Source organism: Peribacillus sp. NJ11 (assembly GCF_030348405.1).
Taxonomy (GTDB): Bacteria; Bacillota; Bacilli; order Bacillales; family DSM-1321; genus Peribacillus.
Genome location: NZ_JAUCFO010000002.1, coordinates 111,754 through 136,352 on the forward strand (window position 1 = coordinate 111,754; position 24,599 = coordinate 136,352).

Here is a 24,599-nt window from a genome sequence, read left to right on the forward strand (position 1 = left end):
TAACGTACCTATTCAGTTTAGAATTTTCTATTTCGAATTTATGTAATAAACCAGATTATCAGTCCATCACCAAATTTATATTATTTAATTTTTAACTGGAACTCCTGTGCTTTTACAATATTCCTTTACATACATTCAGTTTGTTTTACGTTCATTATATAGCTTATTTGTAATTTAACGGAGCGGAAAAAATGGCTGTTTCAGGAAAAAAACCGCCACTGTTCTTGCACGTGTATTTTTACGAACTACGCTAATAAATTTAACATAATTAAAAACTCAGTTCCTTTCTTACTTTGGAACTGAGTTTTTATCTCGCATTATACATTTTTATTGTAGATTCTATGATTAGCAACTTAATTTATTTGTATTTAGTTCTTCACTCTTATATGTTGTAGAGTTATGATTGGATACTTATCTCTAAGCACTGTGCATAGTGATTTCTTGTTCCTTTTTTCTTAAAATTTGTTTTCTTAAGAATGGGATTATCCAATGATCTAAACCTATTCTCCCTGCATTAAAGCCTGCGACAAGGATAAATATTTCAATTAAAACCATCTGTGGGTTTGTACTCGTTGCTCCTGAGAACATGTAGGAGAAGTTCATTAGTACTCCCATTAATACAGCAAAAGTTGTAAAAGTGCCTAAAAGTAGTCCAAGTCCGACTAAAAATTCACCCCAGGGAACTAGAATATTGAATATTCCTACATTTGGTAATGCAAACATACCTAGAAAGTCTGCCCACCAAGATTGAACAGATGGGTGTTCACCAGTTACTTTCCCTATTGCATCTGTAATGAATCCAGATGCATCAAATTTCCCACTAGTTATTTTACTCCACCCTGCATTCAACCACTGCCACCCTATAAAAATACGAAGTATTGTTAGCATAAATGACGCGTAAACATTTTCTCTTATAAACTTAACAAACATTATAAAATCCTCCTTTTAAATAAATAGTTATCACTGGTAAACAAAATTTCACAACTGACTTTTATTGTCTTTGGTCCCGTCTATTCCAACAAAAGGATCATCTAGAAAAATCACTGCTCAATTTGGACCTATGCCCCCAACCAATTTACCTTGGGCAATTGAAAGCTTACGTTTTTTACCGCTTCATTACCATGGTAGGATACAAACAAACTCTTACCCGGAAGTGCGGGCATCATTATAAACCTCTCCTTCGCAAATAATATTTTTCCATAAACTAATAATGTTTACCAAGGGCAACATTAAAAATAAAAAAAATAAAGTGATTATTTACCACACTTCACTCTAACCACATAATATGCACTGATATAAAAAACTTTCCTCAAGGAAACATTTTAGTCTAAAGGTAAAAGCTTGTCAATTAAAATGGAGCGATTTCCCACCTTTATATTTAAGGGCATAATTTAAAGGAAGAACTGAGGTCTCAAAAACCTCCAGTGTGACTCCTACTGTCCTTGTCCATATTGTGGAACACCTTCAGAACGATACTGAACGCAAAAAAGCGTATTATATACGCTTTCTTTGGCTCTGGTTCCCCTTATTTTAGGCTTTGCAGCAATTGCATAAAGAAATTTTATAGTCTTTTTCAATTATATTAGTAAGTTTTTTTAATTCCTTGCTATATTTTGATATCTTTCTTCATCCTTTTTTTCATCACAACATTGTATACACTTCGAAATATTAAGTAAATCAATGTTAAACTGGTTGTATTTCCCGAATTTTTTGTCAATATTAGATGATTAATTACCAGATCAGGGTTCATTTAAAACAAATCCTATCCGGTGTATTTACGGCGACAATATGCTCGATTTAGGTATTATTCTTCCAAGTTCCTTGACTCCAAATACCGCTCTAACTTCCTTTTAACCCGTTGAAGTGCATTATCGACCGTCTTTATTTGAACATTAAGTTTCTTTGATATTTCATAATAAGTTTGTCCTTCCAGGTATAAGTCCACAACTCTACTTTCCAACTCACTAAGGACTTCCGCTAAATTTAGTTCAATATCAGAAATTTCTTCTGATTTTATTAGGATTGTGACAGGGTCGATTTGTCTCTGTTCAGGGATTATTTCAATTAGGGATTGTTCCGACTCTCCTTGATAGATAGGCCTATACAATGAAACATAATTATTTAATGGAGAATGCTTTTGGCGAATAGCGGCTTTAACAGCCGTTATGATTTGTCTGGTAATGCACAGCTCCGCAAATGACCTAAAAGACGATTTTTTGCAGTCCTTATAGTCGCGAATGGCCTTAAATAGTCCAATCATACCCTCTTGAAAGACGTCTTCCTTATCTCCACCCGTTAAAAAATAATTCATAGCTTTGGATTGGACAACACATCTGTATTTTTTGATTAAATAGTTCAGTGCATCTTCATCACCATTTTGTATTTTCCCAACCAACATTACATCTTCCATATGAGTATAGTTTTCCACTCGGTTCTTCTCGATGATTACACTCATTTAATTTCCCCCACTCACTAAGTTGAGCACCGACATAAAGGTTGCATTATCACTTCAATGTATTAAAGACCATACAATATAATAATATCTCAGAAATGACGATAAAGATATTCGCAAATATCGACATTTTCCTACAAAAAAACTTATAGTTATTCCTATTAAAAAGTACTGCTCTAAAACTAATTCCATGTAACGTATAATCAATTGATAGCATTTACATCTATAAAAAGGATTATCAGAGGTAAGAAAAGGAGATAAAGAACAATTAGAGTATAATAGTAGGGAGATTAAAAGTTATTGCAATTAGGTTTTCATTGGGAAAAAGGCATTTTTCTTAGCAGAGTTAGATTCATAAGAAAGCTTGATGAGATCAAAAAAAATCCAGATCTATGATAATCTGGATTCGTTTATTCAGATTGGTTTTTTTTGATTACGCTTTATAACGGCTATCTATTTCTTTACCTTACTTATGTTGATTAATTAATGCTTACTTTTGGAAGATTCATCTTAATTTATTTTTATTATATTTATCTGGAAACAATAGAGAGAAAACAATTCCAAAGATTGTTTATAGAGCTATACCTTATCCAGATTATTCTACTAATTAATCCATCACTATTATAGCCACAACACCTAATTAAAGATCGCTCGCGATGCAAGGCAATTTTTTAACATCTTACATTTTTGCGTTTGAACCCAAGCTGCCCTTTATCTACTGCCTTTTGAATACTTTCGGAAGCGAGTAGGAAACTGCTTTTTTTCTTGTCCCGTTTGACCTCTACTGGGCCTACTGCCTTTGCGGTCTCGACCGCCTTTTCATGTAGCGGCAAATATGAAATCCCCACTGTGTATATAAAATTATTCATAGCGTGTTTAGTTCGTTCTGGAGAATCGTGAATCATATTTTCTACATTTTCAAGCATATTAGCAATTTTGCTTTCGGAAAATTCACTGTCCGGGAGATTGCCCAAAAGCCAGCAGTAGCAACTCCATCCCGCTGACATTCTCAGCTCTTCACCGCTTGTGATCCATTTATCGGCAACGTCTTGTGCAATATTTGTTTCAGCTAAAGTTACTGCAACTACATAATCGGACAGCATATAAAAATACGCCGCATCCATCCAACGCTCAAAATCCGCCTCTTCCATTGCTTTTGGGTCTGCAATTATGCCTGCAAAGTACATTGCGTCGTAGTTTCCTGTGGCGTAAAGCTGCTCAGCCAAAAGTTGATTGTTTTTTATTTTCTTGGCGATTGGCTTCATAGCACCTGTAGCCACGCCGAAAAGCGGCTCGTGCGCACCATTGGATTCGTAAATTTTCTTGGTTCGTTCCTTGCCGAGAGCTTCAAGCTCCTGCATAACAATTTGTAAATTCATCGTTTAACACTTCCTTCTTTTTGGAGGTTTTTCCCTCTCAAGATTTAAGCCCATCAAATCCATCCCCATTAGCCTATAACAAATCTTTACATTTTATAGCTCGAAGGACAAACGCAAATGGGATAGTTATTTAATTATCGACGATAATTTTTGCTCGACCCATTTACTGATACTAATCCCTTCTTGTTCAGCTAAATCAGAAATCGTTTCTAACAAATTATTAGGTAATTCAAAACTAGTTTTTCTATTTGGACTACGTAATATCAAAGTATCATCTTCATGGTGCATTTCTCCATTGGTTAAATACGGTAAGATATCAGCAATACTAATCATTTCTGGCATTAACGGTCTTTCCCCTGCCCGAATGAAGAGTAAAACTGAACTATCTTGCTCTCTCATTCTTACGTTTTCAACACCCCAGTTTTTATATAAATAATCAATGAAGGGATAAAATACAACTTCGTTTTTTGGTACCTGAAGCTCAACATAGCCTTTATAATCCAAAGTAGGTTGGTGGATCGAGTATGATGGCTTTAATGCATAATTTTTAACTCCTTCTTCATACGTCAACCACTTTTGGATATTGGGTAGGTAGAAACCAAATACATTATCTTCATTACGAACCACACGTGCCTCGGGTATTTTAGTTGAATGAAATCTTTGATACAAAACAATGTCATTTTTTGAATCATAATATTCATATTTTTTTGGTCGCTGTGTTTCAGATGGTTTGAGTGATTTCTCTGCTTCATGATAGGCTGTTTCCGAAATTACATAAGTGATTCTTTCATCACCATACGGGACGGCCTTAGCTTTTATCGAACCATCCTGTATATACTTATAAACACTTTGTACAGATAATCCCAATTTCTTTGCAACATCATTTGGACTCATACCTGTAGGTAAAGATTGCTTTTCATATACTAATTGATCGACTTCCGTTTTTTCATATCGTGCCTCTTTATGTAATCGATGTGGATCTAGAATTTTAATGATTTTCTTCTGTTTTCCATAATGATAGACAGTTGCCTTGGATACTCCTAATAAATCAGCTACTTCTTTTTGTGTATACCATTCCACTTTATCCCCCTCCCATCCTTCTTGATTAACCGTTAATTTTATTGGAAAATCTCGTTGGGTCCCATTCGTCAATTCCTCATGATACAAGACTGCTTCCGCCTGGCCAAATTTTACACGATATTGGAGACGTGGGTATTCGATTACTTCCAAAATCACTCCTTCTTTTTTTTCAAATTGTTTAAAGTAGTAAAAACTCTCTGCGTCTTCTTCTTCCGTACATGTTTGAAGAACATAAACAGATTCCCCAATTTCATAGGATGTAGTTTGTGTGTGTTTTTCATGGTTTAGTTTATTCATTATTTGTCTATTTACCTTTCATCTTATCTTTAATTGTTATATGTCTATCTATCTCATGATTAACTATTTATTTCATATATCTATCATAATATATAATATTGATTTAAATAAGTATAATTTTAGATTCATCTTATATTTACCATTATAAATTTATTATTTAAATCTTACATTATTATTATAATTTTTGAATCTACTTATATAGTTAATTAAGGCTTACATAAATAAATATAGAATTTATTTAGGTCTTACGTAATTATTTAAATCTTGGAATTTGGTATAATGTAATTACTAATCATTAAAAGGCTTGTAAAAAATATATACTTTATCTTATTAGTAGGTGGATTATAAAAGTGAGGGATACAGGTATGCATGAACTGATAGATAAAACGAAAGAGATTCAGAGCAGTGCATGGAAAAAAAGTCTTTCAGACATTTCGATCCACACGTTACAAGAACGATTAGATACGGCAGAAAAGGATGGGCATCATCCTTTTTCAGACTTTAACGATATAGACATGCTACAGTGGTTTCTTAAACGGCGAGAGCATTTAAAACGGCAACATGAAAAGTCCACCCGCACCGTCCAAGCCTATGAGCGAGAACTCATTCAATTTATTGAACAATTACTCACTTATTCGGCGGAAATCAATGTGGACTTGCAAAAAGTTGTGGACGGTTCCCTTTTTAAATCTCTATCTACCCGGCACATTCGGAGATATCAGGAATGGTTATCGGAAAAAAGTCCTTATGTCTTAACAAAAGGAGCGTATTCGGTTGCCACATTATCCAGAAAGACAACCATCATCAAGAGTTTTTTGAAATTCCTGTTCGAAGCGGGCTATATCACTGAACCCATACATGAAGGTTTCTTTAAAATAAGTATTCGTAAAGATGATCGGCCTAACCGTGATTTGGGACCAAAGGAAGTCATTCAGCTACTTGATTACTTCAGGGAAATCAACCACCCCATCGTTTTTTCGATTATTCATATTCTAACGATGACAGGCATGCGTAATGAAGAGTTTACACGACTCCGAGTCAAGGATCTTCAATATGATTCCATTACCAGCACGTACTTTTTAGAGGTTCTAGGTAAAGGAAATAAAAAAAGGCAAATACCATTGAAAGAAAAAGGAATGAATAGTATTCGAATGTTCCGTTCAGCTAGAGGAATCGACGGTATAGACGCAGCAGAAGGAGACGACCCGCTCTTTACGACCAATACCGGCCGTGCATACTCTCCCTCTTATTTGTCTCAATACATAACAAAAGCCATTAAAGAGAGTGGATTGCCTTTTTTGAAGTTTCGTTCTTCTTCCATAGGTCCTCATACATTTAGGCATGCTTTCGCCATCATTTCTCACTTAAATGGAGTCGATGTCTATCAGATAATGAAGAGTCTGGGCCATGAGCAGCTATCCACTACAGAAATTTATTTGGAAAAGGTTTTTGAAAAAGAACGCCATGCGATTCATTTGTGGAAATCAGATGTATTTGGGGAGTATATATAATAGAAGAAAGTCGTCATATTCAGAGAAGTTTTTGCTGATTTTTGGATTCCAATTGGATGGCACGCCCTTTAAAAATCCGTTTCGATAATGGTTGAAAGATTGAAGATATAAAAAAAACTTCCATACCTTGCAAGTAGTTTATTCAGACGTCTATACAGACTTCCAAATCAATTATTAAAAAATTATTAGGTAAATTGAAAAAAGTCTTATAAGGCTCTTATGACCAAAAGAGATGATGATTAAAATTGTTACATCCAATTTACGGTATTACTTAGCCACTTCTTTTTATAAAGAAATAGAAGATCAAAAGAGGGACCAAGTCATTCTGATGACTTGACCCCCCATTTTTAGAATAATCACTTATTGTAAACCAAAACTCAGCATGAATTGCTACCAACCGTCGATAAAAACCAAATTGGCTTAAATGCTCCATGAACGAAACCTTTTATAAAGCCTTTTATGTTTTCTTGGATGATTCTTGAGATAGCTTTAAAATCATACTTATGGTTAACGACATCTACAACAAAATCTTGTTCTTCTTCTATTCCCATTATCCATTGATAATGATTGACCTTCAGAAACATAATAAGGGAAGCGAGTGCTGTCCTCTTGTTTGCGTTGTGGAAAGCATAATTTTTTGAAATGGATTCGAAAATGCTGCAGCCTTTTCATGAATAGATGGGTAAGCATCATTCTCGAAATCAGTTTGTCTGGGTCTGTTCACTGCAGAATCAAGGAGACCGGGATCTTTCACTCCGATTTGTTCAGTAGGGGAATAAACTTTTATTTGAATGGCATTGATAGCAATAATTTGATTAGTGGAAAGATAGATAATATCCAACGCCATATTATCTATCCACCAATCCCTTGAATGCTTCGTCATGTTCTTTAATAACATCTGATAACATTTCCATAAATTCTGCATCTACACCTTTAGGCAATTTCACATTTTTATTCTTCCTTAAAATGATTTCTTCACCCTTGAACTCAACCTCTAATTCGTCTCCAAAAGCTAAATTTGCAGTTTTCAACATTTCCATTGGAAACGTAATACCCAAGCTATTGCCGACTTTAGTTAATTTCCTAATAGCCATTATTCATTCCTCCTTCAAAATAAGTTATAATTGTTATAACATTAATCGTTATTGTTTATACTACTTTTATCTTAAATTTGTTATTTTTAGTCTACGATCATTCAAATCCATTTTTTTACTCCTTTCTTATTTTTTCGTCTTATTCTTTAATAAACGTTCGTAAAAGTGGATGTAAAACCACGAACGTCCATAAATCATTTTCCATCTTTAACGAACGTTAAAATATGGGATATTATTAAAAAAGAACCGTTCGTAAAAGTGTGCTTTTACGAACGGGTGTAACAATGCTATACCGCCCATTTCGGAAATTTTTTAGCTTTAAACGGCGCTCAACCATTTTTGTTAAATACAACATTTTCTTTTTTTGGATATTATTAAAATAATAGATCTGCTGATTTTGTTAATTTTAGTCCCTTCATCCTATCAGCCTGGGATCACTTTTATTATACCAAGGGTTTTTGCTCATATTTCCAAATGAAATCCTTGACAATGTAAGCGCTTCCTTTTATGATGATAATAGGTTGGATGGCATGCGTGGCCGTCATAGTATCTAGCGTAGGTGGGGCCATTACCCGGAACAGTACATAGAAGAAATCACCTATTTTATGCAACAGCTAGCTTCTTCCGAATAGGAAACAGTGATTCATCAATCATGTTATTCAAATACAAAAAAACTCTGTATTCGGTCAAATTCAGGGTTTCCCTAGCTTGAAAGCTCCCCTTAAGATCCCTTATTTTTTATTACAAATATGTATGCTAGTTTTATTGGTAGAATGAGGAGGTGCTTTATGGAGAACAAAAAAAGTTCCCTTTACGATGAATTACCGTTAGAATTATTGGCAGGGTTTTATTATGAAATAAATAAGAACATTGAAAAAGGAATCTTGTCTGGTGCTATGTATCATGAAATTGTATTAATTGAACAAACAGCATTAAAAAGGGGTATCTCACTTGTATACCTACATGACAAGGGTGCTTGTATAATTGAAGCCGAGAAACTACTAAGAGAAACAACCCTGCAACCCTGAATAGAAGAATAAGAAGTCCATGATGTTTTCTAGTCTACCCTAGGTGAGGCCAATACCTGGAACAGTATATAGAATAAATCCCCTTTTATTAACCCTCTTGGCTACCAAAGGGTTGTTTTGGTGCTAACCTACAGTTTTTTTTACTTACGTGGAAACAAGAAGGTCAGAACAAGTAGAAATAACCCTGTACCAGCTTCTTTACGGCCATTTTTATGATATCGTTCAAAATAGATAATGTCCCATTTGCTTCCCCCTATTTTCTACTAATCCTCCTCATTATGGCCCCCTATGGCCATCAACGATAAATTGATAACACCGAGTTCTTCTAATAAAAATCAAGAAAAAAGCACTCATATTATGGTGCTTTTTCCGTAGCTAAAAGGAGGTGGCATTCACCAAATGAGATCATCGCCTTAAAAATTCCTAGTCTTTTTAATCTGTCCTTTAAAAGGCCTACACTTTATAAAAGAAATGCTATTTTTAAATCATCAGCAAGAAATCCCTCGTGCCATTGGAACTTATATAATGAAGGAAAACTTCTTGTATATCGTTAAGTATTCCCAATCCTATAAATTATCAAAAGTATTTTCAATGGCTGATTCCAATTCTTCTTTTCCTTCTCCTATATAACGTTTGGTCATATTCAAATCTTTATGCCCCATCAATTTTGAAACGGTTTGAAGGTCTATCCCCTTATCGATTAATGTTTGGCAAAACGTATTCCGCAGCTTATGGGGAGTCGCATTATATTTAGTCAGCATATATTGCACGGACCTTGGCGTTATGCGCTGATTCACACTGGATATGAAGATGGCTTCCGTATCCATATTTAAAAATTCCTTGTATGCCCTGATCTTTTCACTAGCAGTCATGGAGAGTGGAATCTTCCTGTCTATATCACCTTTTGAATCCCGGATGAGGATATATTGCCTTTCTTCCTCTTTTTGAATGTCAGTATGGTTCAAATCACAAAGTTCGGACACCCGGATACCCGTATGAATCATTGTGTAGACAATAGCAATATTCCTGAAATGCCCAGAGGCCTCGATTTCTTTTAGGAGAGCAGCTTGCTCAAGCATGTTCAGGGCTTTTGGCGGATCTTCTTTCTTTTCCTTTGCTTTACGATCGATGTTGAGGACGATTTCGGGTTTATCAAGGAACCTGGAAAACATGGTAATGGCTGAATAATGTTTTTCAATCGTTCTTCCACTCTTATTTGACTGTTCCATATCATCTAAATAGGTTTGGACGTGGGATTTTTCAATCTCTTCCGCCTCATCTTTAAACCATTGAAGAAGCTGGGAGATGACTCCCACATAGGTTTTAATCGTACCATCGGATTTATTTTGACCCATTAACCATTTCGCAAAAGAATGAAGAATTTGTTTATTGTCCAGGATTTCTTCTTTACTGGTCATTCGAGAAGCCCCCTACCAAAATCATGCTATTAATAAGCCTTTCCAACGAATTGTGGAATTTATACAAAAAAACCTTAGGATAATCCTAAGGTTTGGAATGCGTAGATAGGATTTGAACCTGTTTATACGGGTTTATGAATCCTAATTGATGTGATAAATATTGCTTGGCGGCGTCCTACTCTCACAGGGGGAAACCCCCAACTACCATCGGCGCTGAAGAGCTTAACTGCCGTGTTCGGAATGGGAACGGGTGTGACCTCTTCGCTATCGCCACCAAACAATAAAGGAACGTTGTTCCTTCAAAACTAGATAATAAGAAGGTATTTCATTTTTTTAAAGCGTTGGTTAAGTCCTCGATCTATTAGTATCAGTCAGCTCCACATGTCGCCACGCTTCCACCTCTGACCTATCAACCTGATCATCTTTCAGGGATCTTACTAGCTTGCGCCATGGGAAATCTCATCTTGAGGGGGGCTTCATGCTTAGATGCTTTCAGCACTTATCCCGTCCGCACGTAGCTACCCAGCTATGCCTTTGGCAAGACAACTGGTACACCAGCGGTGCGTCCATCCCGGTCCTCTCGTACTAAGGACAGCTCCTCTCAAATTTCCTGCGCCCGCGACGGATAGGGACCGAACTGTCTCACGACGTTCTGAACCCAGCTCGCGTACCGCTTTAATGGGCGAACAGCCCAACCCTTGGGACCGACTACAGCCCCAGGATGCGATGAGCCGACATCGAGGTGCCAAACCTCCCCGTCGATGTGGACTCTTGGGGGAGATAAGCCTGTTATCCCCGGGGTAGCTTTTATCCGTTGAGCGATGGCCCTTCCATGCGGAACCACCGGATCACTAAGCCCGACTTTCGTCCCTGCTCGACTTGTAGGTCTCGCAGTCAAGCTCCCTTGTGCCTTTACACTCTACGAATGATTTCCAACCATTCTGAGGGAACCTTTGGGCGCCTCCGTTACTCTTTAGGAGGCGACCGCCCCAGTCAAACTGCCCACCTGACACTGTCTCCCACCCCGATAAGGGGCGCGGGTTAGAATTTCAATACAGCCAGGGTAGTATCCCACCAACGCCTCCACCGAAGCTAGCGCTCCGGCTTCTCAGGCTCCTACCTATCCTGTACAAGCTGTACCAAAATTCAATATCAGGCTGCAGTAAAGCTCCACGGGGTCTTTCCGTCCTGTCGCGGGTAACCTGCATCTTCACAGGTACTATAATTTCACCGAGTCTCTCGTTGAGACAGTGCCCAGATCGTTACACCTTTCGTGCGGGTCGGAACTTACCCGACAAGGAATTTCGCTACCTTAGGACCGTTATAGTTACGGCCGCCGTTTACTGGGGCTTCGGTTCAAAGCTTCGCTTGCGCTAACCTCTCCCCTTAACCTTCCAGCACCGGGCAGGTGTCAGCCCCTATACTTCGCCTTGCGGCTTCGCAGAGACCTGTGTTTTTGCTAAACAGTCGCCTGGGCCTATTCACTGCGGCTTTTCCGGGCTATTCACCCTAAAAAGCACCCCTTCTCCCGAAGTTACGGGGTCATTTTGCCGAGTTCCTTAACGAGAGTTCTCTCGCACACCTTAGGATTCTCTCCTCGCCTACCTGTGTCGGTTTGCGGTACGGGCACCTTACATCTCACTAGAGGCTTTTCTTGGCAGCGTGGAATCAGGAACTTCGGTACTATATTTCCCTCGCCATCACAGCTCCGCCTTAATGGAAACGGGATTTGCCTCGTTTCCGGCCTAACTGCTTGGACGCGCATATCCAACAGCGCGCTTACCCTATCCTTCTGCGTCCCCCCATCGTTCAAACGATGTATAGGTGGTACAGGAATATCAACCTGTTGTCCATCGCCTACGCCTTTCGGCCTCGGCTTAGGTCCCGACTAACCCTGAGCGGACGAGCCTTCCTCAGGAAACCTTAGGCATTCGGTGGAAGGGATTCTCACCCTTCTTTCGCTACTCATACCGGCATTCTCACTTCTAAGCGCTCCACCAGTCCTTCCGGTCTGACTTCAACGCCCTTAGAACGCTCTCCTACCATCGACACCTAATGGTGTCAATCCACAGCTTCGGTGATACGTTTAGCCCCGGTACATTTTCGGCGCGGAGTCACTCGACCAGTGAGCTATTACGCACTCTTTAAATGGTGGCTGCTTCTGAGCCAACATCCTGGTTGTCTAAGCAACTCCACATCCTTTTCCACTTAACGTATACTTTGGGACCTTAGCTGGTGGTCTGGGCTGTTTCCCTTTCGACTACGGATCTTATCACTCGCAGTCTGACTCCCAAGAATAAGTATTTGGCATTCGGAGTTTGACTGAATTCGGTAACCCGTTGGGGGCCCCTAGTCCAATCAGTGCTCTACCTCCAATACTCTCATCTTGAGGCTAGCCCTAAAGCTATTTCGGAGAGAACCAGCTATCTCCAGGTTCGATTGGAATTTCTCCGCTACCCACACCTCATCCCCGCACTTTTCAACGTGCGTGGGTTCGGGCCTCCATTCAGTGTTACCTGAACTTCACCCTGGACATGGGTAGATCACCTGGTTTCGGGTCTACGACCTCATACTCATTCGCCCTATTCAGACTCGCTTTCGCTGCGGCTCCGTCTTATCAACTTAACCTCGCATGAAATCGTAACTCGCCGGTTCATTCTACAAAAGGCACGCCATTACCCATTAACGGGCTTTGACTACTTGTAGGCACACGGTTTCAGGATCTATTTCACTCCCCTTCCGGGGTGCTTTTCACCTTTCCCTCACGGTACTGGTTCACTATCGGTCACTAGGGAGTATTTAGCCTTGGGAGATGGTCCTCCCTGCTTCCGACGGGATTTCTCGTGTCCCGCCGTACTCAGGATCCACTCAGGAGGGAACGAAGTTTCAACTACAGGGTTTTTACCTTCTTTGACGGACCTTTCCAGATCACTTCATTTACCCCGTTCCTTTGTAACTCCATGTTGAGTGTCCTACAACCCCAAGAGGCAAGCCTCTTGGTTTGGGCTAATTCCGTTTCGCTCGCCGCTACTCAGGAAATCGCATTTGCTTTCTCTTCCTCCGGGTACTTAGATGTTTCAGTTCCCCGGGTCTGCCTTCAGTACCCTATGTATTCAGGTAAAGATACTGTTCCATTACGAACAGTGGGTTTCCCCATTCGGAAATCTCCGGATCAAAGCTTACTTACAGCTCCCCGAAGCATATCGGTGTTAGTCCCGTCCTTCATCGGCTCCTAGTGCCAAGGCATCCACCGTGCGCCCTTTCTAACTTAACCGTTAAAAAGATCTTACAGATGCTTTGAAAAAAATTAATTGCCTTCTATCTATTATCTAGTTTTCAAGGAACAAAGCAGAAAGAATCCATCACATCGTGATGTTTTTCTTCCCTATCTGAATGAATTACTCATTCAAAACTGAACAAAACAAAAGCGCTCTCGTAATTATCCTTAGAAAGGAGGTGATCCAGCCGCACCTTCCGATACGGCTACCTTGTTACGACTTCACCCCAATCATCTGTCCCACCTTAGGCGGCTGGCTCCATAAAGGTTACCTCACCGACTTCGGGTGTTACAAACTCTCGTGGTGTGACGGGCGGTGTGTACAAGGCCCGGGAACGTATTCACCGCGGCATGCTGATCCGCGATTACTAGCGATTCCGGCTTCATGTAGGCGAGTTGCAGCCTACAATCCGAACTGAGAATGGCTTTATGGGATTCGCTTACCTTCGCAGGTTTGCAGCCCTTTGTACCATCCATTGTAGCACGTGTGTAGCCCAGGTCATAAGGGGCATGATGATTTGACGTCATCCCCACCTTCCTCCGGTTTGTCACCGGCAGTCACCTTAGAGTGCCCAACTGAATGCTGGCAACTAAGATCAAGGGTTGCGCTCGTTGCGGGACTTAACCCAACATCTCACGACACGAGCTGACGACAACCATGCACCACCTGTCACTCTGTCCCCCGAAGGGGAAAGCCCTATCTCTAGGGTTGTCAGAGGATGTCAAGACCTGGTAAGGTTCTTCGCGTTGCTTCGAATTAAACCACATGCTCCACCGCTTGTGCGGGCCCCCGTCAATTCCTTTGAGTTTCAGCCTTGCGGCCGTACTCCCCAGGCGGAGTGCTTAATGCGTTAGCTGCAGCACTAAAGGGCGGAAACCCTCTAACACTTAGCACTCATCGTTTACGGCGTGGACTACCAGGGTATCTAATCCTGTTTGCTCCCCACGCTTTCGCGCCTCAGTGTCAGTTACAGACCAGAAAGTCGCCTTCGCCACTGGTGTTCCTCCAAATCTCTACGCATTTCACCGCTACACTTGGAATTCCACTTTCCTCTTCTGCACTCAAGTTCCCCAGTTTCCAATGACCCTCCACGGTTGAGCCGTGGGCTTTCACATCAGACTTAAGGAACCACCTGCGCGCGCTTTACGCCCAATAATTCCGGACAACGCTTGCCACCTACGTATTACCGCGGCTGCTGGCACGTAGTTAGCCGTGGCTTTCTGGTTAGGTACCGTCAAGGTACCAGCAGTTACTCTGGTACTTGTTCTTCCCTAACAACAGAACTTTACGACCCGAAGGCCTTCTTCGTTCACGCGGCGTTGCTCCGTCAGACTTTCGTCCATTGCGGAAGATTCCCTACTGCTGCCTCCCGTAGGAGTCTGGGCCGTGTCTCAGTCCCAGTGTGGCCGATCACCCTCTCAGGTCGGCTACGCATCGTCGCCTTGGTGAGCCATTACCTCACCAACTAGCTAATGCGCCGCGGGCCCATCTATAAGTGACAGCCGAAACCGTCTTTCCATCTTCTCTCATGCGAGAAAAGAACGTATCCGGTATTAGCTCCGGTTTCCCGAAGTTATCCCAGTCTTATAGGCAGGTTGCCCACGTGTTACTCACCCGTCCGCCGCTAATCTCAGGGAGCAAGCTCCCATCGATTCGCTCGACTTGCATGTATTAGGCACGCCGCCAGCGTTCGTCCTGAGCCAGGATCAAACTCTCCGAAGAAATGTTTGACTTGCTCATTTTGCTTTTTTGATAGTGTGTGCTCACTTAAAATTTAACGTTGGCGCTTTGTTTTGTTCAGTTTTCAAAGAGCAATTTGTTGTAGGTTTTTTTCAACTAATTCATCTTAACATAACGTTGAATAGTTGTCAACTTCTACGAAGTGTTTCTTTTTTTAAAATCGCTCATTAATTAGGCGACTTCATTATCATACTGCTATTTTTCTTTAGTGTCAACATTTAATCCGTAAAATAAGAATCTCTAATAACACTTTCCTCTTGAAACCATCTTGTTAATGAATACAAAAAAACCACCGTACGTGTTTCATCATTAAATTAATCAACTGGGATGCACTAAACTGAAGATTTTATCAAAACATGCCCTTATACTATTTAATTGGATTATTCTTTTATAAAAAAGATTGATCATTTTAATGTTCCTTAATCAACTAACGCACCCGTTAGCCATCCATGAATCGCAAAGAATGAAAATGGTTAGGAAGTGTCAATACTGATACTGACCTTAATCCAGTCAACCCTATTCATTTTTCATTTTTAAAGAAACTTATTTTCATGGTAGTTCAATAAAAAAAGGCTTTACTCTTGATTGAGGAAACACCTGTTAGTGAAACAATAATTATCTTTGTTCAATAGCTTGGCCCAAAGCTAGTCCTCTCCGAGGTTTGGTCGCTCTAAACCATTGCAAACAAAGTATGAAGATAATAATAATGTCAATGATATCTCCACCATAGTACATAATCATGCTTCCCTGATTTGCCTGTTCTAACGGTATACCAGCAGGTGGGTGAGTATAGATGTACTTTGATAGAATACCATGGCCAGCTAAGGCAATAATCAACACGATTGAACGGTATAAAAAAGAAATCCGGTGGAGTATTGGGTCAATATAAATCATTGACACTGTGAATAGGTAACCGGCCATGAATACATGGAAATGCACAATGAAATTCAAAACGGTACTCTCGTGCATAAGTGAGTATAGGTTGGTCGTGTACAACAACCACAGCCCTCCTATATTTAAGACAGATGTAACAATAGGATGGGTAAACATGCGAGACAGCCAACTCCTTAGAACACGAGTAAGACGTCTTGCTAAAGTGATTCTTATTGTTCGTAGCACTAGCGTCATTGGTGCAGCAAGTACCATAAGCAATGGAGCTAGCATCCCCAAGAGTAAATGACCTAGCATATGCGCTGTAAAATCTATGTGGGCGCGATTTGCTAGGGGTCCGGCCACTGATATAACTGCCAAGAGAACTCCAGAAACCCAGTATACAGTTCGGGATAGAGGCCATTGCTTATGATGCCGATTGGAGATAATTACAGCAAAAATATACAGAATCAACGCTAATATAAAAGGCAGTGCTAAAAGTAGCTGAGGTGCTATCTCTGCTACTTGGTTCAAGTTAGTTCCCACGCTATTACTGTGATTATTGTGATTCATGGGTAACAGTCTTTCCATGTTGTTGTCTGCTTCGTGTACGAATAATGAGGGTGGCACCGATTATAATCATGACAATAGCAAGGAAATTCCAGATCAAATCATAGACATACACATTATCTACATAGCGAATCTGATGTAACTCCATTAATTTGTGCTGGATGGTCCCATCGTATAACTGGAAAGCCCCTCCCCCAAGAAACACACCTGCTAACCACCTTTTGAACCAATAAGCTTGTTTACGGTGTAAGTCTGCTAATAAAAACGAAGAAGCAATGGTCGCAAACCAACTAAAAGCATGGAACAAACCATCCGAAACCAGTCCAATGTCTGTAGTTGATTTGTCGTAGAAATGGTGCCAATGTAACAGCTGATGAAACACAACTTCATCGATAAAACCGACTAAACCGAGTCCGAATAGAATCCCAGTCCATATATTTCTACTTGAGTAAACAGATCGATTCGAAATGTTTGAATTATTTTCGAGGCTTTTATTTGTATTACTCATTTGCTCCTCCTTTTCTATAAGCTTTATTAACTCTGTCATTTTGTATTTACCCTAATATCCCCAAAAATCATCATTTATATTCAGAAAAAACAGAATTTTCTAGATTCATGTTCTGTATTACTACTCTGGTGCTGCAGGTGTTCCAAAACCACTGAAGCTATGAATACCATTCTCCGTATCCTAGATAGTGAAGAATAATAAATAGCCTAAAGGCTTTGGCAGGGTTAACCCTGATTTGTGCCTTTAGGCATCTGTAACTTAGAAATAAAGTTTGAACGGTCCCATACTTCTTCTTGATAGGGAATCTTAACCGTAAATATACAATTGATTAAAAAGGATATTAGACATATAAAACCAATACATTATAAACATATTTCTTCAACATTTCTTTTCTATAATTATAGTTGTATACATATTTTAGATTGGAGATGGAGAACATGAACAAAAAATTATTAGCAGGTGCCGGGGTAGCGTTTACGTTGTTATTCAGTCCACTAAGTCAAGCTTTTGCATCAGAAACAATAGGAGACTTAAGAAAGGTTGATAATGTTGCCCATCGTGGGGCATCAGCATATGCACCTGAAAATACGATTGCTGCTTTTGATAAAGCAGTAGAAATGAAGGCAGATTATATTGAAATCGATGTTCAAAGAAGCAAGGATGGAGAATTAGTACTTATCCATGATACGACAGTTGATCGTACAACTGATGGAACTGGAAAAGTTGGTGATTTCATGTTTGAAGAACTAAGAAGCCTTGATGCAGGCAGCTGGAAAGGTGAGCAATTTGCTGGTGAACAAATCCCAACATTTGATGAGATTCTTGATCGTTACCACGGGAAAATTGGAATATTAATAGAATTAAAGGCTTCAGAGCTTTATCCTGGGATTGAAGAAAGTGTAGCTGAAGAATTAAAAGAACGAAATCTTGATAAACCACAAAATGAAAAAATCATTATCCAATCATTTAACCATAAATCAATGGAAAAAATGAATGATCTCGTTCCTAAAGTTCCAATCGGTGTGTTAACATCTTCAAGAGCTGACACAACAGAACTAGCCTTACAGGAATTTTCAACATATGCCGACTATTTTAATCCAAGCTATGGAATTGTTACTGAAGAATTAGTGAATCAAGTTCACTCTCTTGATATGAAAATTGGATCATGGACAGTACGTAGTCAAGAGGCAGCAGATTTCCTATTAGATATGGGAGTTGACGCAATCATTACGGATTATCCAGATTATGTAGATCCAAGAAACTAATATTTTTGTATAATTATTAGAAAAAAGGTCGATTTCTACAGGAGATTGATCTTTTTTTTGGGGTTGAAACCTTCTTAACGTTAGAAATCCCCATTTTCCGGACGTCTATTATGGAATGTATGACCCTATTTATTTGAATCGAATAGGTAATTTAAGTCTAAATGTAGTTAATTTCGTTGTAGAGCGTTTCTCAGCATTAATTTTTTTAAAAAACAGGTGTTTTTAACTGGTAAAAGGTATGTTTTCACTTTCAGTTAGGTTTGGGCTCAGCTTTTATTCAAATGAAGCAATTGATTTTGTATTTTTATTTTAATTAACATAATCTACCTCACAAATTACTCAACAATCAATGCTACAATTATTATGAGGTGGTATCTTTGTTTATTTCTCCTATGCTATTGCACAAAACAGAGCAACCCTTCGAGGATGAAAATTTTATAACTGAACTCAAGTTATCTATACCTAAATTATAAAAACCTTAATAAATAAAGGAGAGTACATATTAACCATGTATAATATGTACTCTCCTTTTCTTAATGAACTAACGCACCCGTTAGTTCTATAACTTTACATCTTATCTTACAATGATTTTACATTCTTTTTTATATACCTGAAACAACATCAAATGGTGTAGATTCTCCATTAATTAACACATCAAGTGCTTTATGTTTATCATCTAACGTTAACTTATAGACACGTTGGACGATTACATCGTCATCTTCTTTCGTTACATTTAACTTTATTTTTAATGTATCCCCTTGTTCTTCAAGGTCAGTAATGACTTCACCTTTTGACTGATAAACAACATAAGCCGTCTTTTCCCCTTCATTAATTACTTGAAGTGTACTTTCAGAGTCAATTGCACCTTGTACATCGTCTGGTACAACTTCTAATTCGCTAATACTTAATGTTGAATTATTAGAGTTACAAGCTGTTAAAAGAATTGATGCGAATAAAATTAATACTATTTTTCTCAAATTTTTATCTTCCTTCCCTTAAATTAATGATGATAAATTACCTTATTATTCCATTATACCTTATTTCACTAACCTGCCCCGATAGTTGCATAAGAAAAGGAGCTGCTGATCAGCTCCTGATAATGAAGTAAAGCACCCGTTAGTTTAAGTACATTTCTTCACAATCCAGAAGCGTAGGAATCATATATTTCACCAATGATCCCTTTCAATTGATGGACACCTAAATCTGTATTTGTCATTATGACTAATCCTTTTTCTAAATAGGGATATACAACCATCATACATTGAAAGCCCACTCCCCAACCAAGCGATGAAATTTCTAGTTCTCCTTTTGAATCATCTAAAAACCCCCCTAATCCAGTCCACTCTTTACAACCTTGGGAGGTTATCATTTCTTTTGCTTTACTTACAGAAAGTCCAATCTTACTTTTACCTTTTAAAGAATTAATTAATTCAATAACCAAAATGGATAAATCTGAAGGTGTTGTCCATAGCCCTGACGCAGCTTGATAAGGGTATATAGCATATTTTCCATCAACTAATTCTCCACTTTTTTTATGACCACAAGAAAAGTTATCGTTTTTCTCTTCTGAAATGGTCATTGCTAATGAACTGTTGTGCATTTGTAATGGTTGAAATATTAGTTCGTCTATTATATCTTCGAAAGGTTTACCAGTCGCATCTTCTATCAGTAGTTGTATTATACAATAGCCCGCATCTGAATATTGAAAGTCACTCTTAGGTTCATAGTTCACTTGAATAGGTACTTTACAATAGGGTGTGTGTCCCTTTAATAGGTCAACAATAGAGGGAATACCGACATTCGAATTAAGTTCCATAAAACTATCTTCAGGATCTATAATTCCAGATTGATGACTAAGCAAGTTTCTTAATGTAACATATTGGTTTTCAGTAAATTTATTATCAGGAACTTTCCACGATGTTAGCTTTTTGTTTATATCCTCATCTAAATCAACAAGACCTTGTTCAGTTAGTAGCAAAACAAGCATCCCGGTTAAGAACTTACTAATCGAACAAGCACTAAAAATAGAATTACTATTTACACTTTTAGTCGTTCCTGCCTCAAGTAAACCATAGTGTTCTGCCATACTAATTTGAGCGTTATTAATTACTGCAATGCTCAAACCATTTACATTATGATACTCCATACGCTCTTTAATGCTTATATTAATAATTCCCATATTACCCCTCCGTTTTTATACCATTATTTTACCATTAGTGGGGATATACGGTTTATTTTATTTCCTATGCTTGTGCAACTAACCTGCCCCTATAGTTGCATTAAAGAAAAAGCTGCAAGACAGCTCCAATCTTCAGCTAACGCACCGTTCATTAGGGATAAAATCTCATTCTCCTGTTAAAATCTCTATAAAAATAAAGGTAAAAACAAAAGCTAACAAAGAAAGTAAAACTCTATTAAATAAATGAATAGGCATTAGACGTTCTTTTAGCTTAAAGTATCCATTTAACACGACGATTAGTATAGCAAAATGAATAATTATTGCTATTAAATCAGTGTAAGTAAATGGCTTGCTTATGTAACTATCTGAGTAAAACCCTGTTAGGATTATTACAGTAAATAGAATAAATTGGATTCCAAAATATTTAATAATATTCAAACTGCATAAGCTCCTTCTCAATTTCTCATTGTGTTTCACCATTATTGTAGCTGTAAGAAATAACTTTGGGAAACAGTACATATCGAGAAAACTTCTTCAACTAACCTGCCCCATTCGTATTATAAGGTCAGCCAGAAAATATTTCTGGTTGACCTTTTTTTATATGGTTTTATTATAACGGTAGCCGGGGCAATACATACCTGCTCATGGGGATAGACCCCGTTAACTAAACAGTTTGCCCCCTACTTGTAGAAACATGATTAGGCTGGTTGGGACGTAGATCTCGTATAACAAGCGAAGCTGTGACACTGCAAGGAGAAATAGGGGTACCGGTAATCCACTAGATTAGGAGGAGATTTAGAATGAATCCAGTCGTTGGTCTGGATATTTCAAAAGGGGAAAGTCAGGTTCAAGCATTTTTGGATAAGGGTAAACCTTATCAAAAGAGTTTTAAAATAACTCATACTTGTTGAGGGGCTTAATTTACTTGTAGCGTTTCTTGAGGATGTAAAGAAAGAGGCTGGTCAGAAGCCTTCAGTCGTTTTAGAAGCCACTGGACATTATCAAACTCCAGTCGTTCATTACTTGGAAGAACGAGGATATTTATTGATAATCATTAATCCATTGATTTCATATAAGGCAAGAGGATCAAGCTTAAGAAAGGTAAAAACAGATGCGATTGATGCCTATCTTCTCTGTGAGTTGTTTTATAAAGAAGAGTTAGAGCCATATAAAAAGCGTGGAGTCCAGTTATTGAACCGTCGTAATCTCACAAGACAACATGAAAACATAACTGGCGTTATGATTCAAACAAAGCTTCAATTTCAGGCAGTGCTTGAACAAGTGTTTCCTGAATATAAAGGAGTTTTTGGAGATTTATATTCTGTGGTGTCACTCTTAACTCTTTTAGAGTTCCCCTCTTCAGAGGACATTTTGAAGGCAAGTGAAGAAGCAATTACAGCAAGGATATTTGAGTTATGCAAGAGTAGATCAATTAAATGGGCAAATGAAAAAGCGATTCAGCTTAAAGCTGCGGCAGCTCGTAATCCTTTTGAAAAGACAGTCTATCAGAGTCATATTTTAAGCCTTGGTATGTATATAAATATTCTTCTTCAGTACAAAGAGCATCTATCAAAGTTAGAGGCAGAGATAGACGCCCTCGCTAAAGAAATTGAAGAATATACTATCATCAAATCTATCCCAGGTATCGGAGAAAAGATCGCAGCAACGATTATTTCTGAAATTGGTGAGATAGATCGATTTAATCATCCTAAAAAACTTGTAGCTTTCTCTGGAGTTGATCCTAGTGTATTCGAATCTGGTAAGTTTACAGCTACCAAAAACAGAATCACTAAAAGAGGTTCTAGCAGACTTCGACACGCCTTATATTTGGCAGTTCGTTGTGCTATTCGTAACTGCCGGAAGTCTAAGACAACTGATGAAATTATCCCTCGAAATAAGAAGCTACGCGTGTTTTATGACAAGAAGCGCGAGGAAGGAAAGCCTTATAAGGTAGCCGTCATAGCCTGTGTAAATAAGCTCTTACACTGGTTTTCGCTCTATTAAAGAACAAAATGACTTTCCAAGATATTGTTTAAAATTTATATTTAACTAAATAGAACAAAACCTTCCAAATAAGAGTCTGAAGAAAGGTTATTTGGTATGCCTATTTTTAGTATATCACGTATGTTTTTATCTTTTTATTGAAAAATGTTGACAAACTATTAGCTGGTTTAGTTGTTTAAAAGAAAAAGCTGCCTTTTAAGACAGCTCCGATCCTAAGCTAACGAACCGTTAGTTCATTAAGCAGAGATATTATTTTTCTTCTACATTACACAAATCTTCTGCTATCTGCTTTATTCTTTTAAATCCAATTCCTTCTCTTTGCTCTATGGATAATGGGTGTTCTGTTGGTTCTAATTCTATAGAAGGACGTAAACCTATTGGACGAGTATGAACCATTGTTTTTAAGTTTAGTGTTTCAGGATAACAAGGAATAGAAGTTTGCAGCCAACCAAACATTGGTTTCAAATCCTTTTCTCTGCCTTCAACTTCCCAATACTCCATCATTTCATCAAAATTTGTTTCACTTAATGAAACCCAAACATCCCAAATAAAGGGATCTTCCCCATCCATTACTGGAAGTTCAATACATCCACGAATAAAGAAATATTCATCATCAATTATACACACATCTTCATTCATCTCTATTCGTTTTTCTTGTTCTTCGAATGGTACTTCCTCACAGTAATCAGGAACAGGACTTCCATAACTCAAGGGAAGTTCATCGTGATAATTTCCACAACTTTTACATTGATAACCAACTTTATAATTGCTCATTTTAAATCCCCCATACAATAGCCTTACCTTATCTCAATATTAACCCAAAAAGACAATACTGAGTTTGATAATTTAGCCTGGCACGTTAGTGAATAACATAAAATTCTTATGCAACTAGCCCCTTTAGTGCCATAAGAAAAAGGCTGCCATCAGCAACCTCCCTTATTGAAGTAAAGTACCAGTTATTTGAAGATGGATTGTACTTTTAAAGCAACTTCTTTCGGTTTAACGTCAAGGAGTGATAGTTTTTCTATATCTACCCATATTGGCAGATATGTACCTCTATCTCTATTTTCATAGATGTATTCTTCACCTTGTCCAGTACCAAAAGTTCCTTCGATAATTTCAGCTAAGAAAAAGTATTGTGTACCGTTAAACTCAACCTTTGCAAAGCACTCATTTACGTTGACTTTTACACCTAATTCCTCAAAGGCTTCTCTTTTTGCCCCTGTTTCAGGATTTTCACCCTCTTCAATTCCACCACCAGGAAAAACATAGTAAACAGAACCGTTCCTAATTCTTTTAATCAGTCCAATCTTGTTATTTTCTACAATCACTACCGAACCTCTATCTCTCACACATAATCCTCCCTTATTGTATGCACTTTATTGAAATAACTTGCCCCTTTAGTTCCATAAGAAAAGGAGCTGCTGATCAGCTCCTGGTAATGAAGTAAAGCACCCTTTAGTTCATTAAGAACTGGTGATTTTATTACAAGAACAGCTATTAACTCAATCAACCATAACTCCCCATCCATCTGTGTATCCATCGTAAGGTTTACTTAATTCATCAATTCGTTTTTGTATATCAATAATATCTTCGTAATTTAAAAACATTTTTATAAAACAATAACAAGTCCAATCTTCTGTTTCATCATCTTTTTCTAATTCACAATTAAAGCCAGCACCTCTTAATGCATTTAATACAGATTCACCACTCTTTTTATCTGGAACTGCAACAAAAAAATCTACATCTTGTGATTCTTTAAAATCCACACCTTGTTTATATAGCATTTTTAGCACTTGTCCATCTTCATCGTTAGGGAATTTTTTAGGGAATAATTTCATTATTTATCGTCCCTTCATTCTTGAGTAGTGAATTAGTTCTTCTCGATATTTTACTTCAACTAACCTGCCTTAAAGTCAGCTCCGA

The 24,599-nt window shown here is 38.2% G+C and carries 19 protein-coding genes, 3 rRNA genes and 1 pseudogene; 4 read left to right on the forward strand and 19 right to left on the reverse strand.

The window, feature by feature from the left end; genetic code table 11:
* Positions 1-417: 417 nt before the first annotated feature.
* From QUF86_RS27310 to QUF86_RS27325, 4 genes are all read right to left on the reverse strand, one after another.
* Positions 418-930, reverse strand: a complete 513-nt coding sequence (locus tag QUF86_RS27310; RefSeq protein ID WP_289318899.1) for a DoxX family membrane protein — start codon at positions 928-930, stop codon at positions 418-420.
* Positions 931-1,804: 874 nt separating this feature from the next.
* The gene (sigH, locus tag QUF86_RS27315) at positions 1,805-2,455 is read right to left on the reverse strand and encodes an RNA polymerase sporulation sigma factor SigH (RefSeq protein ID WP_289318900.1); all 651 of its coding nucleotides are present in this window, start codon (positions 2,453-2,455) and stop codon (positions 1,805-1,807) included.
* Between the two features lie 668 nt (positions 2,456-3,123).
* The gene (locus QUF86_RS27320; RefSeq protein WP_289318901.1) at positions 3,124-3,831 is read right to left on the reverse strand and encodes a DNA alkylation repair protein; all 708 of its coding nucleotides are present in this window, start codon (positions 3,829-3,831) and stop codon (positions 3,124-3,126) included.
* Positions 3,832-3,957: 126 nt separating this feature from the next.
* Entirely contained in the window at positions 3,958-5,208 is a 1,251-nt protein-coding gene (locus tag QUF86_RS27325) for a helix-turn-helix domain-containing protein (protein ID WP_289336373.1), read from the reverse strand.
* 350 nt (positions 5,209-5,558) lie between these two features.
* Here QUF86_RS27325 and QUF86_RS27330 point away from each other — a divergent pair, with 350 nt between their 5' ends.
* Positions 5,559-6,719: a tyrosine-type recombinase/integrase gene (locus QUF86_RS27330; RefSeq protein WP_289318903.1), complete on the forward strand. Its 1,161-nt coding sequence runs from the start codon at positions 5,559-5,561 to the stop codon at positions 6,717-6,719.
* A 377-nt stretch (positions 6,720-7,096) separates the two neighbouring features.
* On the opposite strand, the gene QUF86_RS28795 is transcribed toward QUF86_RS27330, so the two are convergent.
* The 3 genes from QUF86_RS28795 to QUF86_RS27340 are packed head-to-tail and all read right to left on the reverse strand — an operon-like array spanning position 7,097 to position 7,813.
* Positions 7,097-7,375 carry a type II toxin-antitoxin system death-on-curing family toxin gene (locus QUF86_RS28795; RefSeq protein WP_353957718.1) on the reverse strand — a complete coding sequence of 93 codons (279 nt, stop codon included), beginning with the start codon at positions 7,373-7,375 and terminating at the stop codon, positions 7,097-7,099.
* Positions 7,294-7,566: a Fic family protein gene (locus QUF86_RS27335; RefSeq protein ID WP_353957713.1), complete on the reverse strand. Its 273-nt coding sequence runs from the start codon at positions 7,564-7,566 to the stop codon at positions 7,294-7,296. The genes QUF86_RS28795 and QUF86_RS27335 overlap by 82 nt, the downstream gene beginning before the upstream one ends.
* Before the next feature lies 1 nt (position 7,567).
* Positions 7,568-7,813, reverse strand: coding sequence for an AbrB/MazE/SpoVT family DNA-binding domain-containing protein (locus QUF86_RS27340; protein ID WP_289318904.1), 246 nt, complete (start codon positions 7,811-7,813; stop codon positions 7,568-7,570).
* A gap of 788 nt (positions 7,814-8,601) precedes the next feature.
* Here QUF86_RS27340 and QUF86_RS27345 point away from each other — a divergent pair.
* Positions 8,602-8,841: a hypothetical protein gene (locus tag QUF86_RS27345; protein ID WP_289336374.1), complete on the forward strand. Its 240-nt coding sequence runs from the start codon at positions 8,602-8,604 to the stop codon at positions 8,839-8,841.
* Positions 8,842-9,407: 566 nt separating this feature from the next.
* Here the strand turns inward: QUF86_RS27345 and QUF86_RS27350 are convergent.
* The 6 genes from QUF86_RS27350 to QUF86_RS27375 form a co-directional block, all read right to left on the reverse strand.
* A complete protein-coding gene (locus QUF86_RS27350; RefSeq protein WP_289336375.1) occupies positions 9,408-10,259 on the reverse strand; it encodes a tyrosine-type recombinase/integrase in 852 nt (283 codons plus the stop codon).
* Positions 10,260-10,421: 162 nt separating this feature from the next.
* Positions 10,422-10,537: ribosomal RNA gene (gene rrf / locus QUF86_RS27355) — 5S ribosomal RNA — on the reverse strand.
* Between the two features lie 63 nt (positions 10,538-10,600).
* Positions 10,601-13,533: ribosomal RNA gene (locus QUF86_RS27360) — 23S ribosomal RNA — on the reverse strand.
* Positions 13,534-13,708: 175 nt separating this feature from the next.
* Positions 13,709-15,259, reverse strand: a 16S ribosomal RNA gene (locus QUF86_RS27365).
* Together the 16S, 23S and 5S rRNA genes form the textbook arrangement of a ribosomal RNA operon.
* Positions 15,260-15,892: 633 nt before the next feature.
* On the reverse strand, positions 15,893-16,720 hold the full coding sequence (locus tag QUF86_RS27370) for a cytochrome c oxidase assembly protein (RefSeq protein ID WP_289319013.1): 828 nt from the start codon (positions 16,718-16,720) through the stop codon (positions 15,893-15,895).
* On the reverse strand, positions 16,707-17,225 hold the full coding sequence (locus tag QUF86_RS27375) for a DUF2243 domain-containing protein (RefSeq protein WP_289318920.1): 519 nt from the start codon (positions 17,223-17,225) through the stop codon (positions 16,707-16,709). Before QUF86_RS27375 ends, QUF86_RS27370 begins: the two co-directional genes overlap by 14 nt.
* Before the next feature lie 437 nt (positions 17,226-17,662).
* On the opposite strand from QUF86_RS27375, the gene QUF86_RS27380 reads away from it, so the two are divergent.
* A complete protein-coding gene (locus tag QUF86_RS27380) occupies positions 17,663-18,490 on the forward strand; it encodes a glycerophosphodiester phosphodiesterase (protein WP_137020875.1) in 828 nt (275 codons plus the stop codon).
* A 602-nt stretch (positions 18,491-19,092) separates the two neighbouring features.
* On the opposite strand, the gene QUF86_RS27385 is transcribed toward QUF86_RS27380, so the two are convergent.
* Positions 19,093-19,467: a putative periplasmic lipoprotein gene (locus tag QUF86_RS27385; RefSeq protein WP_289336376.1), complete on the reverse strand. Its 375-nt coding sequence runs from the start codon at positions 19,465-19,467 to the stop codon at positions 19,093-19,095.
* A 158-nt stretch (positions 19,468-19,625) separates the two neighbouring features.
* On the reverse strand, positions 19,626-20,669 hold the full coding sequence (locus QUF86_RS27390) for a serine hydrolase domain-containing protein (RefSeq protein ID WP_289336377.1): 1,044 nt from the start codon (positions 20,667-20,669) through the stop codon (positions 19,626-19,628).
* 800 nt (positions 20,670-21,469) lie between these two features.
* Here QUF86_RS27390 and QUF86_RS27395 point away from each other — a divergent pair.
* Positions 21,470-22,705, forward strand: a pseudogene (locus tag QUF86_RS27395) (IS110 family RNA-guided transposase).
* 217 nt (positions 22,706-22,922) lie between these two features.
* Here the strand turns inward: QUF86_RS27395 and QUF86_RS27400 are convergent.
* The 4 genes from QUF86_RS27400 to QUF86_RS27415 all read right to left on the reverse strand — a co-directional run bounded on the left by QUF86_RS27400 (position 22,923) and on the right by QUF86_RS27415 (position 24,514).
* Positions 22,923-23,447, reverse strand: a complete 525-nt coding sequence (locus QUF86_RS27400; RefSeq protein ID WP_289336378.1) for a DUF2199 domain-containing protein — start codon at positions 23,445-23,447, stop codon at positions 22,923-22,925.
* Positions 23,448-23,629: 182 nt separating this feature from the next.
* The gene (locus QUF86_RS27405) at positions 23,630-24,025 is read right to left on the reverse strand and encodes an NUDIX hydrolase (RefSeq protein ID WP_289336379.1); all 396 of its coding nucleotides are present in this window, start codon (positions 24,023-24,025) and stop codon (positions 23,630-23,632) included.
* Positions 24,022-24,186 carry a hypothetical protein gene (locus QUF86_RS27410; RefSeq protein WP_289336380.1) on the reverse strand — a complete coding sequence of 55 codons (165 nt, stop codon included), beginning with the start codon at positions 24,184-24,186 and terminating at the stop codon, positions 24,022-24,024. The genes QUF86_RS27405 and QUF86_RS27410 overlap by 4 nt, the downstream gene beginning before the upstream one ends.
* The gene (locus QUF86_RS27415) at positions 24,179-24,514 is read right to left on the reverse strand and encodes a ribonuclease E inhibitor RraB (RefSeq protein WP_289336381.1); all 336 of its coding nucleotides are present in this window, start codon (positions 24,512-24,514) and stop codon (positions 24,179-24,181) included. Before QUF86_RS27415 ends, QUF86_RS27410 begins: the two co-directional genes overlap by 8 nt.
* Between the last annotated feature and the right edge of the window lie 85 nt (positions 24,515-24,599).

What these genes read in the sequence shown, in the direction of transcription:
- QUF86_RS27310 (WP_289318899.1), bottom strand. Translation starts at nt 930, where the DNA reads ATGTTTGTTAAGTTTATAAGAGAAAATGTTTACGCGTCATTTATGCTA.
- QUF86_RS27335 (WP_353957713.1), bottom strand. Translation starts at nt 7,566, where the DNA reads ATGGCGTTGGATATTATCTATCTTTCCACTAATCAAATTATTGCTATC.
- QUF86_RS27320 (WP_289318901.1), bottom strand. Translation starts at nt 3,831, where the DNA reads ATGAATTTACAAATTGTTATGCAGGAGCTTGAAGCTCTCGGCAAGGAA.
- QUF86_RS27375 (WP_289318920.1), bottom strand. Translation starts at nt 17,225, where the DNA reads ATGAGTAATACAAATAAAAGCCTCGAAAATAATTCAAACATTTCGAAT.
- QUF86_RS27370 (WP_289319013.1), bottom strand. Translation starts at nt 16,720, where the DNA reads ATGAATCACAATAATCACAGTAATAGCGTGGGAACTAACTTGAACCAA.
- QUF86_RS27345 (WP_289336374.1), top strand. Translation starts at nt 8,602, where the DNA reads ATGGAGAACAAAAAAAGTTCCCTTTACGATGAATTACCGTTAGAATTA.
- QUF86_RS27415 (WP_289336381.1), bottom strand. Translation starts at nt 24,514, where the DNA reads ATGAAATTATTCCCTAAAAAATTCCCTAACGATGAAGATGGACAAGTG.
- QUF86_RS27340 (WP_289318904.1), bottom strand. Translation starts at nt 7,813, where the DNA reads ATGGCTATTAGGAAATTAACTAAAGTCGGCAATAGCTTGGGTATTACG.
- QUF86_RS27325 (WP_289336373.1), bottom strand. Translation starts at nt 5,208, where the DNA reads ATGAATAAACTAAACCATGAAAAACACACACAAACTACATCCTATGAA.
- sigH (WP_289318900.1), bottom strand. Translation starts at nt 2,455, where the DNA reads ATGAGTGTAATCATCGAGAAGAACCGAGTGGAAAACTATACTCATATG.
- QUF86_RS27400 (WP_289336378.1), bottom strand. Translation starts at nt 23,447, where the DNA reads ATGAGCAATTATAAAGTTGGTTATCAATGTAAAAGTTGTGGAAATTAT.
- QUF86_RS27390 (WP_289336377.1), bottom strand. Translation starts at nt 20,669, where the DNA reads ATGGGAATTATTAATATAAGCATTAAAGAGCGTATGGAGTATCATAAT.
- QUF86_RS27380 (WP_137020875.1), top strand. Translation starts at nt 17,663, where the DNA reads ATGAACAAAAAATTATTAGCAGGTGCCGGGGTAGCGTTTACGTTGTTA.
- QUF86_RS27350 (WP_289336375.1), bottom strand. Translation starts at nt 10,259, where the DNA reads ATGACCAGTAAAGAAGAAATCCTGGACAATAAACAAATTCTTCATTCT.